This window comes from Picosynechococcus sp. PCC 11901 (assembly GCF_005577135.1).
Lineage (GTDB): Bacteria > Cyanobacteriota > Cyanobacteriia > Cyanobacteriales > MRBY01 > MRBY01.
This window is the reverse complement of record NZ_CP040360.1, coordinates 692,092-706,700: the sequence shown is the minus strand read 5'-3', so window position 1 is coordinate 706,700 and position 14,609 is coordinate 692,092. Positions and strand designations below refer to the sequence as shown.

Genomic DNA, 14,609 nt, shown 5'->3' with positions numbered 1-14,609 from the left:
TTTATTGACGTTGCTGAATTGCAGTAAGCAGATCATAAAAGGGTTGCCAGTTATTTTCTGTGGTGATCGGTTCCCAAACAGATTCAATCACCGGACGCAGCAAAGCTGTTTTCGGGTTTTGGGAGGTCAGGCGATCGCCAATTTGTGCCAACTCAGGTTCAGGGATTTCTTGTAAAGCCCGCTGATAAAGTCCTTGCCATTGTTCAAAGAGCGGCCCTGACAAATCACTATTTTCCAAAATGGTGCTGGAATGCGATCGCCAAGCGTGGTTAAACTGGCTCGCCAACTGATAGAAAAAGTCGTGGTAGCCCGTTTGGGTTTCCTCCAACAGTGCCAGGGTGGCGGCAAACAGATCGGCCCCTAGATCTTCCGGCAAATCTTGCAGCCCCAATTTTTCGAGCATTAACTGGCGATAGGTTTGCTCATATTCGATTTCATAATTCACGAGGCCCGTCGCCAAATCCCGCTTATCCATCACCAGCGCCAGGGGCATTTGCAACATTTCCAAATTCAGGCGGCAGATCATTGGTTGCTTGCCGTAGCTATACCGACCACTGTAGTCAAAGTAAGCCGCCGTAAACTTGCGGTCATAGCTGGGAATAAAGGCATAGGGGCCATAATCGAAGCTTTCTCCCGTAATCGCCATATTGTCCGTATTTAATACCCCGTGGCAAAAGCCCGCCGCCATCCACTGGGCCGCTAATCGTGCCACCCGCTTCACCAAATCAGCGTAGAACAGGGCGTAGGCATCCTCATCCCCAACATACTCGCCGTAGTAATGTTCCACCACATGGTCGAGGAGTTGCTGTAATAAGTCCCGCCGTTGTAGATAATAGAGCCGCTCAAAGGTGCCAAACCGAATATGCGATCGCTGGAACCTGACCATCACCGAAGACCGAGTGGGAGAAGGCTCGTCCCCCCGCCAGAGGGATTCCCCTGTTTCGATCAGGCTTAGACAGCGGGAAGTATTCACGCCTAGTTGGTGCAATGCCTCTGCCGCCAAAACTTCCCGGACACCGCCCTTAAGGGTTAAACGCCCATCACCATTGCGGGAATAGGGAGTTTGCCCAGAGCCTTTTGTGCCGAGATCGTAGAGTAAGCCGTCCTGGGCGCGCACCTGCCCGTAGAGAAAACCCCGTCCGTCCCCTAGCTGAGGATTGTACTGACCGAATTGATAGCCGTGGTAACACATGGCCCGCAAGGGATGGGGCGCTTGGAACTGACCGAACGCTTCGAGAAAATCTTGATCGTCTACTTGTTTCGGTTCGAGGCCCAATTTTTCTAAAACGGCGTCATTACGGAACCGTAGCTCATGGTGGGGAAAATCTGCCGCTGTCACTGCATCAGAAAAGCGATCGCCAAGGCTTGCAAAGACCTGTTCATAGGGCAGACAAACGAGGGGATTTTGGGTGAGCTCACTGATGGGGGCCATGGGCGTACAATTAAACCAAAAAGCATTAAGGCATATTATGGCAGATCCGATTATGTACCAAGTGGATGGTTATGTGGTGTTGCGCCACGACCACCCGGAACAATTGATGGAGCCCGACGAGATCCGCACCTTTTTTGAAACGCTCCTCAGTACCCAGCCGGATCTATTGCCCGCCGATTTGGCCAAACTTCCCTCCCAAGCTGAGCAAATTGATCAACTCCTCGCAGATTATTGCGAACTGGAAATCGAGGACGGTTTTTTGCAGTGGTATGCGGTGCGCTTTGAAAAATAGGGTATCCACATCCCCACATCCCTCTAAATCTCCCTTATGAAGGGAGACTTCTTGTTCCCCGCCGCTGGAGGGGCTAGGGGAAAGTTCTAATCGGCCCATTGCTGCTGGAGTTGTTGAATGAAGGCAAAGCGCACATCTTCTCCAGTTTCGAGCAAAGTCACATCGGGATGTTCAGGCGTCAAGAAATCGAGGCCCGTTTCCCGCCCGGAGATGAGAAATTCCGTCGCTGCGACCCGATAAATGCGTTCGGGATCTAAAGGGCGATCGCCAATTTGCCAGGTTTGACTTTCCGGAACAAAGGTCACCCCCGCCGTTTGCAAATATCCCCCGGTGCCGCGATTGGCTACGCCCTGATTGAGAATTCGTTCCAGAGTTACCCCCTTAATCTCAACGGTGGCTAAATTTCCCCCGAAGGGCAAAATCCGAATCACATCATACTGGGACAACGGGCCGGGAGGCAGCACATCATCAACACGGATCGAGCCGCCATTAAAAATGGCTAATTCGGCAGCGGGTGTCGCCGTTAACATTGACTGGGCAATGATGTCCGTTAACGCCGTCGGTTGGTTGCGCACGGAACTTTCCAAACCATCTAGGGCGATTGGACTTTCGGTAATGATTTGCTCTGGTTCAAAACCATCAGCCCGAAAACCATCAAAGGCCAGTTGCTGCCAATAATTAACCTCCTGTTCTGTTTCTGGATCTGCGGCGATCGCCCCGGTAATCGGTTGCAAATGTGATTGCACTGTAAGCTGCTCCGTTTCTGTGTCGTAGCTGAGATTGTGGAGATAAACCGTGCGAGCATTGGCATCAGCCTTGAAAATCGGCGTAAAATCCGCACCACGCCACTGTTGAATATTTTCATGGTCGTGGCCCCCCAGGATTAGGTCAATTTCCGGGATATTTTCAGCGAGGTAATGGTCATCCTGCATCGCCAGGTGAGTGACCGCCACAATAATATCCGTTTGTGTCTCTAATTCTGCGACCAGGGTTTCCATCTGTTCTAGGGGGTCGAGGTAGGTGACGTAATCCACGGGATTGCTCGGAATTACCACCCCCACAAAACCAACACGCACCGGAGTTCCCGCCTCACCATAAATGGTTTCAATCACGTAGGGAGGCACATTATCCCAGGGTTCCCCCGCCGCCGTCAGAACATTCCCCGAAAACCACTGGAAGTCTGATTCTGCTAAGCGTTGCTTGAACTGGGATTCGCTGATGTCAAATTCGTGGTTACCGAAGGTGGCAAGATCCAAGCCCACTTGGTTCATCACCGCCACAATTTGTTTTCCTGCGAGGCGATCGCCATCAACCACCGCAGTCCCCAAGGCCGACGGACTAAATAAATCCCCAGCTAAAACGGTGAAAGTGTGGGGATTTTCGGCGAGCAGTTCCTTGCGTAGGGTCGCCAACCGCGCCAGCCCCCCCGTTGCCCCACCACCCAGGGGCGTAATTTCATAAACATCATTGAGGTGAAGCAGTTGCAATTCTACCGTTTCGGCCCAGAGAGATAGGGGGGCGATCGCCAAACTGACCATGGCCCCAGACACCAGCACCGTAGAACGAACGACCTTCCCAAAGCAATCAAACAACATGGGTCATTACCAAATCCATCACTAATCCCTTCATGATGGTTCAGGTCAACGCCGCAAAAGGCGATCGCTCATAAATTGTGATATTTACGCTGAAGGGCAATTTCCTTAGACAGGTGGTGGAACGACCACATCTGTTTCTAGATCCCGAAAAATCGTCTCCTCCTGGGGCGCTACCTGCTCCGGACGAAAAATCGTGTTGAGGGCTGTTTCCAAGGTGCGGGACATCACAATTTGGTTGTTATAAACCACGATCACCCGTGCCAAGGTCGGGACGCTATTTTCTTCGGCCTCTAGGTAAAGGGGTTCCACATAGAGGAGCGACTGTTCAATGGGAATTACCAATAACTTGCCCTGCACTGCCCGGGAACCTTCTCGATTCCAGAGGGAAATTTGCTGGGAAATAACCGGGTCTTGTTTAATGAGGGCTTCAATTTGATCCGGCCCATAAATCAACTTCTGTTTCGGGAATTGGTAAAGTAACAGCTTGCCGTAATGTTCTCCATCGGCGCGACCCGCTAACCAAGCAATTAAGTTAGGGCGACTGGTGGGGGTATAGGGATGGAGCAAAATAAATTCCTCTGAAGTGGCCGTGGGTAGCCGCATGATCAGATAGTAGGGGGCGATCTCCTGGGGTTCATTTCCATAAACTTCCTGGGGAATTTCCCACTGGTCTTCGCGGTTATAGAAAACCTGGGGATCCTGCATGTGATAGCTCAGGAGGCGTTCGGACTGCACATTAAACAAATCAGTTGGATAGCGCAGGTGTTCTTTTAAACCATCGGGCAATTCGGCAAAGGAACGAAACAATTCTGGAAAGGCCCTTGCCCAAGTTTGGATCATCGGATCGGCGGCATCGGCGATATAAAAACGCACTGTGCCATTGTAGGCATTGATCACCACCTTAACGGAGTTGCGGATGTAGTTGAAGGGATGTTCCCCCGGATCGGCATAGGGATAATGGTCACTGGTGGTGTAGGCATCCAAAATCCAGTAAAGGTAATTTTTTTCGCCGAGGCGGTTGGTCTCACCAATGTCAGCGGACACGAGGTAGGGATCACGATCAAACCGCAAAAATGGGGCGATCGCCCGCACCCGTTGATTAATATTACGCCGCATCAATAAGCGAGTATCACCGGTGAGATCATTGGATAACAAAATCCGCCAATCCCGGAGATATTGCGCGAAAAACAAGCGCTTTAAGGGATTCCCAAAGGCAATGCCCCCCGTCCCGTCATAGGTGTTGTAGCGGTTATCTTCCCCACTGGGATAGTCCAACTCCTGCACCTTGGTATCGGTCATCACGTAGTTATTGGTCAGTTCACCGTAGTAAATGCGCGGTTGACCAATGGGAATTGCCTCCCGTACCGCTGGGGTTAAGGTGGTCAAATTGCCATTATCTGCCGTCGCCCCAGCCCCAATATCCTGTACATAATATTGGGGTAAGCCAGTCTCCTCAGCCCGGTTGACTGGGCTCACCGTAAAACCATAGCCATGGGTATAAATGAGATGCTTGTTCACCCAAGTCTTTGCTTGTTCTGGCACCGCTTCATAATCTAGCTCCCTGGGGGCAATGATCACCTGTTGTTGGCTGGGATTTTGGTCTGGGTTTAGGCGTAGGGTATAGCGATCAATATCAGCATCAGAAAAGCGATAATACAGCCGGATTTGCTGCAATTGGCGGTTAGTTTGCAGGATGGGGCGACTGTCCCATAGGCGGATGTTGTTGATGGTTAGGGGATTGCTGTCAATATCGCTGGCGGTGAGTTCCCCCTCTGGGTTAAACACCCGTGACTCGATGGCATCCAGCCCAAAGGCCCTGCGGGTTGAGGCGATGCTGTATTCCAGATAGGGACGCTCCCGGGCTAATTCATTCGGTTGCACGATGAGACGTTGGGTCCCGGCAGAGAGAATGGCACCGATGGCCATAACGCCGATATACAAAATAATGCCCTTTAACACCTGGGGCTGTTGGCGACGGATAGAAACGGTACGGCGGTGGGGATAACGCCAGAATTGCCCTAAACACCAAGCGGCGATCGCCAAGGCCAAAACTGTGAGGAGAATTTCCACGTGTTGATCGACGTTGATATTGGTATAGCTCACCCCATAAACCACCCCAAGCTTGGAGTAGAGCAGCTCATAACGTACTAACCAATGGCGTCCGGCCACGGCGAGGAAGAGGAGGCCCGCCAAGAGATTGAGATGCCGTAACTGGGCTGGACTAAAGCCCGGAAACTGCCCCTGGGAAAAACTATCGCCAGATAGCAGATAGTACAGGGTGACACTCACCAAACCATAGAGAAATAAACCCTCAAACCAAAAGTCGAGGATTTGCCACAGGGGCAGGGTAAAAACATAGAAACCAGCATCATGGTTATAGATCGGATCAATTTGGCTGAAGGGCACCCCAAACCAACCCTGGAATATCCGCACCCAATTATTCGCCAGGATCGTCCCGAAACAGAGACTTAAAACCACGGCGATCGCCCGCAAAGAAAACCACCGTTGCCAAAGGATGCCTCCCAACACCACCGCAGCTAACCCCAAACGCCAGATTTGCTGTTGGGTAAATTGCCACAAACTGCGCAATGATTTGAATGCCAGGGGATCCGGTAAAGCAGGGGTAATTAGCGGCAGGCTCATGTCCCGTTGTCCCATTTCCCAGACCACCGAGCCGTAGTGGAACAAAATCAAGACAATCAACAGGCTAAACCCGGCCATTAACAGCAGTAGTCCCCGAAAATTGATCGCTGGCGATTCAGGAATTTTCTTGTGATAGGGGATGGGTTCGAGGAAAAATTTTTGCCACCATTGCAACGGAGGCCGGGGCACATTGGTTTGGCGATCGCCCCCCGACTGATCCGGGATTATTTGCCATTCCTGGCGGTCAACCACCCGGTAATTTATCCAGAGGAATACAAAGGAGCCACAAAAACCAAGACTCCACAGGCCGATGCGTAGGGAAACCTGCTTCAAAAAGACAGAACGATATCCTAGCTCAGCGAACCAAAATTGTTCAACGAGGAAACGGGAGACTAATTCAAATAGACCCCAGCCGGCGGCGATCGCACAGCATAGATAGATAATTAGTGACCATTTTTTATCCATGGTGCCGATTGTATCGACTTGCTGGCCTAAAAATCACGCTCGATTAATAATTCCGGAAAATTGGCCGCCCGCACTTTTGTAGGATGCCTGGGGGAATCGGTTTACCGCTGGCGAGGCGTTGTTGTTGGCCCGGAGGGAGGCAGCGGCGATCCACGTCGTAAAAGTAATAGCCTTGGGAAGTTTGGGAACGGGAGCCATTCAGCAGCAGATCGACAAGGATTTCTTGGATGGTGCGGCGATCGCCCGTTTGCCCCCAAAACAAAGAAAAAAGCTGATTCCGAAAAAAATCATCCCCCTGTAACTGGGTAAAGCGGCTGTCTGGAATGGTTTGATATTGATTACGAATATCGGCCAGGATGCCTTGCCACGTTTGGCGGCCAGGAAGCCCCTGACTAGACCCCGAAGATTGCTGCACGATTGTCGGTTCGGGTTTGCGATCCGGTTTGGCGATCGCCCCGGGGCTGGGAAACAAGCCCGCCGCGACCAAGGCAGAGCCTAGGGTTAACTGAGTGAGCCGTGTGATCCGTTGCCCAAAAAAGCCCATAATTCTCCGCTGATGTTGCCTCAAATTGCTATGGTGTAGAGAGTAGACGAAAATCACCAAGCAAAGTTCCCTGCTTTTGCCATCTTAGTATTTCCATGGTTCCTCCCCAACGTCAAAAAAGCCTCCGTCGCCTCATCGATCGCCTCGGCCTCCCCGATTACCATGGTATGCGCTGGGATTTACTGGATCTGGCCCTCACCCACCCCAGCATTTCCCCCGACAAAAATTATGAGCAGTTAGAATTTATCGGCGATGCGGTGGTGCGTCTGGCCGCGTCTGAAGTGCTCTACGCCGAATATCCCGCTGAACCCGTGGGAGAATTTGCCGCCATTCGGTCGATCCTCGTGAGCGATCGCACCCTGGCAGAATTTGCCCACCGCTACAATCTCAAAAAATATTTGTCCTACCACGGCAATTACCACGGTGCTGGGGAAATTTCCCTATTGGCCGATGCCTTTGAGGCAATGTTGGGGGCCTTATTTCTCACCACCAACGATTTAAGCCTCGTGCACCCTTGGCTCGACGAACATCTCCGCCACAAAGCCGCTGAGATTAAACAAGATCCAGCCCGGGAAAACTATAAAGATGCCCTGCAAACCTGGAGCCAAGGGGAATACCAAAAACTCCCCACCTACCAAGTGACCGAAAATCCAGAATTTCGCCATGAAGAAGAACGGTTTTTGGCGGAAGTGAAGCTGGGGGATACTTTGCTCGGTAAAGGAGTTGGTCGTTCTAAAAAAGCCGCTGAACAAGCTGCCGCCCGCATGGCCTTTGAGGCGATCGCCCCCCTCGAAAATTTTACGCCTCAGCCATAGAAAAGCGCCCGGAGATCTGGCCTGAGTTACGATCCCCCGACGCCCTTCTATTGTCCTCACACCCAAACTAAAATTCTTAGACGATTGGCCCAGATTTAGGGTTCCATTTAGCTTTCTTGAATTGCCTCGATGATCGCTTGATTGGCTTCTGGAAACTGGTATTGCCCCAATTCGCCGGGATTGACCCACAAAATCTCTGCACATTCAAGGGGTTTGGCATCTCCAGCCAGGACACTGCACCAATGCACATGGAGTGAAACTTTGAATTTCGGGTAATCATGTTCAATTAAAATAAGGCGATCGCCCACCTCAACCTGGAGATTGATTTCTTCTTGGATTTCCCGCGCAATACAGGCTTCTACTGTTTCCCCTGGTTCGATCTTCCCCCCAGGGAACTCCCACAGGCCCGCCATTTCCCCTTGGTCTAAACGGCGATCAATTAAAATTTTTCCTTGGCGATCGCGAATAACGGCGACACCGATCTGCTTATGGGGCAAAGGCGACATTTTTTTTACTCCGCACACAAGATAAACCCGATCATTATAGGAGATGGCTCCCGCCGCATTTGCTCAGATCAATTGAGGTTTTTGTTGAAATAAACCATTTAGAATTGTCCTTGTGCTTTGGGCACCTCTACCTCTTGTCTTTTTCTAAACTGTGACTTGGATTACAATTAAAACCACAAAAGCCCGTTGGGAAGCTGAGATGATGGGAGAAATTCTCACCGCCCACAGTATCCCCAACCGCGTTTTAGATATTGGACTGGGCATTTATTTTGGGCAAGGAAGCCAAGCTGCCCTCCAGGTGCGATCGCCTGATCAATGGACCGCCTTACTCCTGCTCAGTCCCCCAGAAGATGACCCCTAAACCCTTGTGTTTCGCCCTAACCGCCTATGTCTCTTTTTGATTGGTTTGCCGCAAATCGCCAAAATTCTGAAACCCAGCTCCAGCCCCAACAGGAGCGCGAGATTGCCGATGGCCTCTGGACGAAATGCAAATCCTGCGATGCCCTCACTTACACCAAAGACCTCCGCAACAATCAAATGGTCTGTAAGGAGTGTGGCTTCCATAACCGGGTCGGCAGTCGGGAACGGGTACGCCAATTGATTGACGAAGGCACCTGGACAGAAATTGGTCAGAATGTCGCGCCGACCGACCCCCTCAAATTCCGCGACAAAAAAGCCTATAGCGATCGCCTCAAAGATTACCAAGAAAAAACAAGCCTCACCGATGCCGTGATCACTGGCACAGGACTCATTGACGGCCTGCCCCTGGCCCTCGCTGTAATGGACTTTGGCTTTATGGGCGGCAGTATGGGATCCGTCGTCGGCGAAAAAATTTGTCGCCTCGTAGAACATGGCACCGCCGAAGGTTTACCCGTGGTGGTTGTTTGTGCTTCTGGTGGAGCAAGAATGCAAGAGGGCATGCTCAGTCTGATGCAGATGGCGAAAATCTCTGGTGCCCTCGAACGCCATCGCACCAAAAAATTACTCTACATCCCTGTCCTGACTAATCCCACCACCGGGGGCGTCACCGCTAGCTTTGCGATGTTAGGAGATTTGATTCTTGCCGAACCCAAAGCAACCATCGGTTTTGCTGGACGCCGCGTCATTGAACAAACATTGCGCGAAAAACTTCCTGACGATTTCCAGACGTCTGAATATCTACTCCAACATGGGTTTGTGGATGCGATTGTGCCCCGCACTGAATTGAAAAAAACCCTCGCCCAAATGATTAGTCTCCATCAGCCCTTTCACCCGATTTTGCCGGAGCTACAATTGGCTCCCCATGTGGAAAAAGAAAAAGTTTACGAGCCCATTGCCTCTACTTCAACCAACGACTTTTACAAGTAGACAAAGTAAGTAAAAAACATTGCTGTGATTAGCATAAACAATGGCATCCTTCAGGGATTTTGTTGCTAAATGTACTGTTATTACTGGCATTCATGTTAACTTTGATTAAACATCTCTTTGCATCGACCCAAACAATGGCTTGATAGGGCGTCGCGGAGAGACATTTTTCTTTAGGCATCAATTTAGGTTGAGCGGGAGTCGGGATATGGAAAATGTCATGAATCAGACTTGGCAAAAAACAGCACTCAGCTGGGAATATCACAAGGCAGCCAATCCGCGTTTAGCAGATGTACCCATTCGTGCATTTCCGGCCAGCCTCCATGAATCCGGTGAAACACGGGTCATCCCCCTCGACCTTGCGGTGGAACTGGGGACAAAATACCCCGCCACGACTCCGAATCTTCTCGCTAACTATATTCGGATTAATGCTGGGGGCCAGATTCCGGCGATCGCCGCCTCCAGTTCTGAAGTTTTTTATGTGATGCGCGGTGCCGGGCGTACCGAAACTGAATATGGCGTGCTCGAATGGAAAAAAGGTGACTCCTTTACCCTGCCAATGAATGCAGGCGTTACCCACTATGCCGATGAAGATAGTGCGCTCTATTGGGTTCACGACGCACCAATGTTGGCTTATCTTGGCGTTCGGCCCACTGCCCCCCGCTTTGAACCGGCTTTCTACGCTAGCGAATATCTCAACAGCGAAATTGAACGTATCCGGGAAGAAGGCATTCGCCGCAACCTCAACCGTAACGGTGTAATTTTAGGCAACCCCGAAAGCGAAGCAACCCGCACCGCCACCCACACCATGTGGTCTTTGTATAATCTGGTGCCGCCCCATTCTTCCCAAAAGCCCCACCGTCACAATTCCATTGCCTTAGATTTAGCGGTTTCAGCGAAAGAAAATACCTACACGTTGATCGGCAAATCCCTTGATAACGATGGCAATATCATCAACCCAGTGAAAGTAATGTGGCTGCCCAATAGTGTCTTTGTGACGCCGCCGAGCCTTTGGCATTCTCACCACAATGAGTCTGACGAAGATGCCTTTGTTTTTCCGGTACAGGATGCAGGGATGCAAATTTATATGCGTACCCTAGACATTCAATTCGCCAAGTAATGAAAAACACTCGTTAGTGCAGATTACTCCTTCTGTCTGAGGGAGTTTTTTATGACACATTACAATCGAAGTTAGACAATTACGCCTAAAAAAATATGGCCAGCATCTCAATTCACGATTTAGATCGGCATCTCAGCGAGCGTTTACAAGAACGTGCCCAGAAACATGGACGTACCCTCGAAGCAGAAATTATTGATATATTGCAAAAAGCTTTAGTTGCAGAGGAGTCATCACAAAATTTGGTGGAGGCGATCGCCCAACATTTTCAAGAATTCGATGAATTTGAAATTCCCTTACCCCCCCGGGAAAAAATTCGCGATGTCTTTCTCGCTTGAAGCACGGTGATTATTTTAGATACAAATGTTCTTTCTGAGCTCATGAAGCCCCAAGGCTCCCATCTGGTGAAAGCTTGGATTGCCAAAAAAAATCGTACAGAACTTTTTATTACGGCGATCACTCAAGCAGAAATTCTTTATGGTATTGCCACTTTGCCAGAGGGACAGCGACGGGAGCAGCTTACTCAAGCGGCTCGGAATATGTTCCAAATGGAGTTTCGCTATAAGATTCTCGCTTTTGATGATGAGGCCGCCATTGCTTTTGCAGACATTTCATCTGCGCGGCGAAAACAAGGAAGGCCAATATCTCAGTTTGATGCTCAGATTGCGGCGATTTGTTTGATCAACCAAGGTATTATCGCGACTCGCAATATTGACGATTTTCACCATTGTGGCATCGATGTTGTTAATCCTTGGCAATCATGAAACTTTTTCAAGATTTCTTTTCCCTATTTCTTCAGGATAAATGTCCCCTCTGCGATCGCCCTGGAGAACATATCGTCTGTCGGGACTGCGATCGCCAATTACAAAAAACAAAGCTCATCAATCCTAAACGCCACTGGCAAAACGATCTGCCGCTATTCGTCTGGGGCCAGTATGACGGCAGCCTCAAACGGGCGATCGCCACAATGAAATACGACAATTGCCCTCAACTGGGACGCTGGCTTGGTACCCAATTGGGTTCACAATGGCGAAAATCCTTTCCAAACCAGCAAAAATTAACCGTTATCCCCATCCCAATGCACCCCGCAAAACAACAGCAACGGGGTTTTAACCAAGCAGAAATTATCGCCCGTCAATTTGCCCAAGTCACCGGATTGCGCTACGAAGCCCAGCTTCTCCAACGCCCAAAAGCAACCCAAGCCCTCTTTGAACTGACGGTGGCACAACGACAACGGGAACTGCAACGGGCTTTTTCCCTTAACCCTAAAGTTATATCCCAAGGATTGCGCCAGCCTATTTTGCTGATCGACGACATTTACACAACGGGGACAACGGCCACTGAAGCCCAACAAACCCTTGTGCGTGGGGGCTTAGAAGTTTGCGGCATTGCGGCGATCGCCACCCCTAAAACTGGAAAAACACCTCCCCCCGAAAGCAGTGGAGGAATTTAGCCGGAAATTTCCCTATCAACGGTAGAATATGGTTTGATTATGCAAGCCCGTAATGTTGCTAAAGCTCCATGATTTCAAGTAATGACTTTCGTACTGGTACATCCATCGAATTAGACGGTTCAGTGTGGCGCGTCGTCGAATTTCTCCACGTTAAACCCGGTAAAGGTTCCGCCTTTGTCCGGACAAAACTAAAAAACGCCCAAACAGGCAGCGTCGTTGAAAAAACGTTCCGCGCTGGTGAAACCGTTCCCCAAGCGATCCTCGACAAACGCACCATGCAACATACCTATAAAGAGGGCGAGCAGTTTGTCTTTATGGATATGGAAACCTATGAAGAAGTCCGCCTAACGGAAGCGCAAATTGGCGATCGCGTTAAATACTTGATGGAAGAAATGGAAGTTAATGTCCTCTTCTGGAACAGCCAAGTCATTGACGTTGAACTCCCGAATACCGTTGTCCTCGAAGTCACGGAGACAGATCCTGGTGTGAAAGGCGACACGGCCACAGGGGGCACCAAACCCGCCATCGTTTCCACAGGGGCCCAGGTCAATGTGCCTCTTTTTATCTCGATTGGTGAGCGCATCAAGATTGATACCCGCACCGATACCTATCTCGGTCGCGAATAAAGCCCCAAAGCTTTTTTGGAGATCCGCACTAATCCTGGCTTGGATCTCCCCCCTACCCATGCAGTTGTGAGGAATAACCTGTTCTGTGGCTATTAATTTACAAGAGATCCAAGAACTTCTATCCACCATCGGCCAAACCAATGTCACCGAGTTTGAACTCAAAACCGATGATTTTGAACTCCGTGTGAGCAAAGGTACTGTTGTGGCTGCTCCCCAGACGATGGTGATGCCCGAGGCGATCACTCAACCAGCGACGTCCACTCCCGTTGTTTCTCAACCGACTGCAATCCCAGAAGCCCCCCAAGCGGAAACCCCAGCTCCCAGTGCGAGCATTGATGATAAGTGGGTCGCCATTACCTCTCCCATGGTGGGAACGTTTTACCGCGCGCCGGCCCCTGGTGAAGATCCCTTCGTTGCCGTCGGCGATCGCGTTGGCAATGGTCAAACCGTTTGCATCATCGAAGCGATGAAATTAATGAATGAGATTGAGGCAGAAGTCAGCGGTGAAGTTGTTAAAATTGCCGTTGAAGACGGTGAACCCATTGAATTTGGTCAGACCCTAATGTGGGTCAACCCAACCTAAGCGTTCCAATAATCAATTGATACAATAGTCTTAAACTATCTATTCCTTTTTCTGAGAAAACCAATGCCTGACGACCATCAGATGCCCCCAGAAGTTCTCCAACAGGTAGCTTCGTACTTTAGTGTTCTGGGAGAACCGATGCGGTTGAGGATTTTAGGTCTTTTACAGGACGGGGAACGCTGCGTCCAGGATTTGGTTCAGGCAACGGATACAAGCCAAGCAAACGTGTCTAAACACCTCAAGGTGATGCTCCAGGCAGGAATTTTACAGCGACGGAGTGAAGGAACTTCTGCCTATTATCGGGTCAGTGATGAACTGATCTACGACCTGTGTAATTTAGTTTGTAATCGCTTGGCTGAGCGCATTGAAGAACAGGCAAAGAAGTTTCGCAATGCCTCTTTGACTTCCTAGGCGATCGCCTTTGTTGATGCTGTCCAAGGTTAACAAAAGGATTAGGTCACGAAAGTTTACAATTGTTATAACGAAGCAAGAATTTATTCCCTAGCCCACCTACAGATTGCCGATCCTATGACTTCCTATTCCACTTTTTCTGCCAGAGCCGAAATGAGTGAGCTGCGTCGCCTCAAGACGCTGTTGCCCCCTGAGTTGCAAAGTTGGGTGATGGTTGAGGGCACCACAGAAGTCAACCCCCCCCTCATCCGCTGCGAAGAATTAGGCAAAGATGAAGTCGAAATTCAAATTGATTTGGCGAAGTGGGAAAATCTCGCCATTGATCAACGCAACCTCTTGTTTTGGCATGAAGTCGCAAAGATCCAGAACGATACAATTCCCCGGGAAGGCTGGGAAATGGCCGCCCTCGCCATTGGTCTGGGGGGTGCTGTGGGCGAGCTTTGGGTCCAGGATGGTTTGCTCTTGGTTTTGGCGATCGCCCTCTGTGGTTTTTCGGGCTACCGACTATGGCAAAAAAATAGCGGTGAAAAACGGATGACCATCGCCATTGATGCTGACGAACAGGCGATCCGCCTCGCCACTCGGTTTGGTTATACCCTGCCCAATGCCTACAAGAGTTTGGGGAGTGCCCTTAAAGCCCTGATTGAGCAAACCCCCAACCGCCGCAAACGCAAAGATTACGAAACACGGCTCCAGTTCTTACGGAAGAGTGCCGCCAAAGCCAAGGCCCAGATGGAAGACCAACAGGTACGCCGTCCGAAAATGAGCTAATTCCTGTAGTAA

The 14,609-nt window shown here is 50.3% G+C and carries 17 protein-coding genes; 12 read left to right on the top strand and 5 right to left on the bottom strand.

All coding sequences use genetic code 11. The annotated features are described in order from the left end of the window. Position 1: 1 nt before the first annotated feature. Complete coding sequence (locus tag FEK30_RS04345) at positions 2–1,423, bottom strand: protein adenylyltransferase SelO (protein ID WP_315862709.1); 1,422 nt, start codon at positions 1,421–1,423, stop codon at positions 2–4. A 46-nt stretch (positions 1,424–1,469) separates the two neighbouring features. Here FEK30_RS04345 and FEK30_RS04340 point away from each other — a divergent pair, with 46 nt between their 5' ends. Further along, complete coding sequence (locus tag FEK30_RS04340; RefSeq protein WP_030006780.1) at positions 1,470–1,724, top strand: CRR7 family NDH-1 assembly protein; 255 nt, start codon at positions 1,470–1,472, stop codon at positions 1,722–1,724. A gap of 86 nt (positions 1,725–1,810) precedes the next feature. Here FEK30_RS04340 and FEK30_RS04335 read toward each other — a convergent pair whose 3' ends face one another. The 3 genes from FEK30_RS04335 to FEK30_RS04325 all read right to left on the bottom strand — a co-directional run bounded on the left by FEK30_RS04335 (position 1,811) and on the right by FEK30_RS04325 (position 6,971). After that, positions 1,811–3,319: a bifunctional metallophosphatase/5'-nucleotidase gene (locus tag FEK30_RS04335; protein ID WP_255447956.1), complete on the bottom strand. Its 1,509-nt coding sequence runs from the start codon at positions 3,317–3,319 to the stop codon at positions 1,811–1,813. Between the two features lie 105 nt (positions 3,320–3,424). After that, positions 3,425–6,427, bottom strand: a complete 3,003-nt coding sequence (locus FEK30_RS04330) for a UPF0182 family protein (RefSeq protein WP_138072019.1) — start codon at positions 6,425–6,427, stop codon at positions 3,425–3,427. A gap of 43 nt (positions 6,428–6,470) precedes the next feature. Further along, the gene (locus FEK30_RS04325) at positions 6,471–6,971 is read right to left on the bottom strand and encodes a hypothetical protein (RefSeq protein WP_138072017.1); all 501 of its coding nucleotides are present in this window, start codon (positions 6,969–6,971) and stop codon (positions 6,471–6,473) included. Positions 6,972–7,060: 89 nt separating this feature from the next. Between FEK30_RS04325 and rnc the strand changes: the two genes are divergently transcribed. Then, on the top strand, positions 7,061–7,786 hold the full coding sequence (gene rnc / locus FEK30_RS04320; protein ID WP_138072015.1) for a ribonuclease III: 726 nt from the start codon (positions 7,061–7,063) through the stop codon (positions 7,784–7,786). Between the two features lie 107 nt (positions 7,787–7,893). Here rnc and mutT read toward each other — a convergent pair whose 3' ends face one another. Beyond that, positions 7,894–8,292 (bottom strand): 8-oxo-dGTP diphosphatase MutT, encoded by a 399-nt coding sequence (gene mutT / locus FEK30_RS04315; RefSeq protein ID WP_030006784.1) that lies wholly within the window; start codon positions 8,290–8,292, stop codon positions 7,894–7,896. A gap of 151 nt (positions 8,293–8,443) precedes the next feature. Between mutT and FEK30_RS04310 the strand changes: the two genes are divergently transcribed. The 10 genes from FEK30_RS04310 to FEK30_RS04265 all read left to right on the top strand — a co-directional run bounded on the left by FEK30_RS04310 (position 8,444) and on the right by FEK30_RS04265 (position 14,597). Continuing rightward, on the top strand, positions 8,444–8,653 hold the full coding sequence (locus FEK30_RS04310) for a hypothetical protein (protein ID WP_012305700.1): 210 nt from the start codon (positions 8,444–8,446) through the stop codon (positions 8,651–8,653). A gap of 26 nt (positions 8,654–8,679) precedes the next feature. Beyond that, entirely contained in the window at positions 8,680–9,639 is a 960-nt protein-coding gene (gene accD, locus FEK30_RS04305; protein ID WP_062431589.1) for an acetyl-CoA carboxylase, carboxyltransferase subunit beta, read from the top strand. Positions 9,640–9,856: 217 nt separating this feature from the next. After that, a complete protein-coding gene (locus FEK30_RS04300; RefSeq protein WP_255447954.1) occupies positions 9,857–10,756 on the top strand; it encodes a cupin domain-containing protein in 900 nt (299 codons plus the stop codon). A gap of 95 nt (positions 10,757–10,851) precedes the next feature. Next, positions 10,852–11,091: a FitA-like ribbon-helix-helix domain-containing protein gene (locus FEK30_RS04295; RefSeq protein WP_012305697.1), complete on the top strand. Its 240-nt coding sequence runs from the start codon at positions 10,852–10,854 to the stop codon at positions 11,089–11,091. Positions 11,092–11,097: 6 nt separating this feature from the next. After that, on the top strand, positions 11,098–11,517 hold the full coding sequence (locus FEK30_RS04290; protein ID WP_138072011.1) for a type II toxin-antitoxin system VapC family toxin: 420 nt from the start codon (positions 11,098–11,100) through the stop codon (positions 11,515–11,517). Next, positions 11,514–12,206 (top strand): ComF family protein, encoded by a 693-nt coding sequence (locus FEK30_RS04285; protein ID WP_062431585.1) that lies wholly within the window; start codon positions 11,514–11,516, stop codon positions 12,204–12,206. The genes FEK30_RS04290 and FEK30_RS04285 overlap by 4 nt, the downstream gene beginning before the upstream one ends. A 68-nt stretch (positions 12,207–12,274) precedes the next feature. Then, positions 12,275–12,832: an elongation factor P gene (efp, locus tag FEK30_RS04280; RefSeq protein WP_012305694.1), complete on the top strand. Its 558-nt coding sequence runs from the start codon at positions 12,275–12,277 to the stop codon at positions 12,830–12,832. An 85-nt stretch (positions 12,833–12,917) separates the two neighbouring features. Beyond that, a complete protein-coding gene (gene accB, locus FEK30_RS04275) occupies positions 12,918–13,415 on the top strand; it encodes an acetyl-CoA carboxylase biotin carboxyl carrier protein (protein ID WP_138072009.1) in 498 nt (165 codons plus the stop codon). Between the two features lie 63 nt (positions 13,416–13,478). Then, a complete protein-coding gene (locus FEK30_RS04270; RefSeq protein ID WP_012305692.1) occupies positions 13,479–13,826 on the top strand; it encodes an ArsR/SmtB family transcription factor in 348 nt (115 codons plus the stop codon). Positions 13,827–13,943: 117 nt separating this feature from the next. Next, positions 13,944–14,597, top strand: a complete 654-nt coding sequence (locus FEK30_RS04265) for a DUF3318 domain-containing protein (protein ID WP_012305691.1) — start codon at positions 13,944–13,946, stop codon at positions 14,595–14,597. Positions 14,598–14,609: the final 12 nt, after the last annotated feature.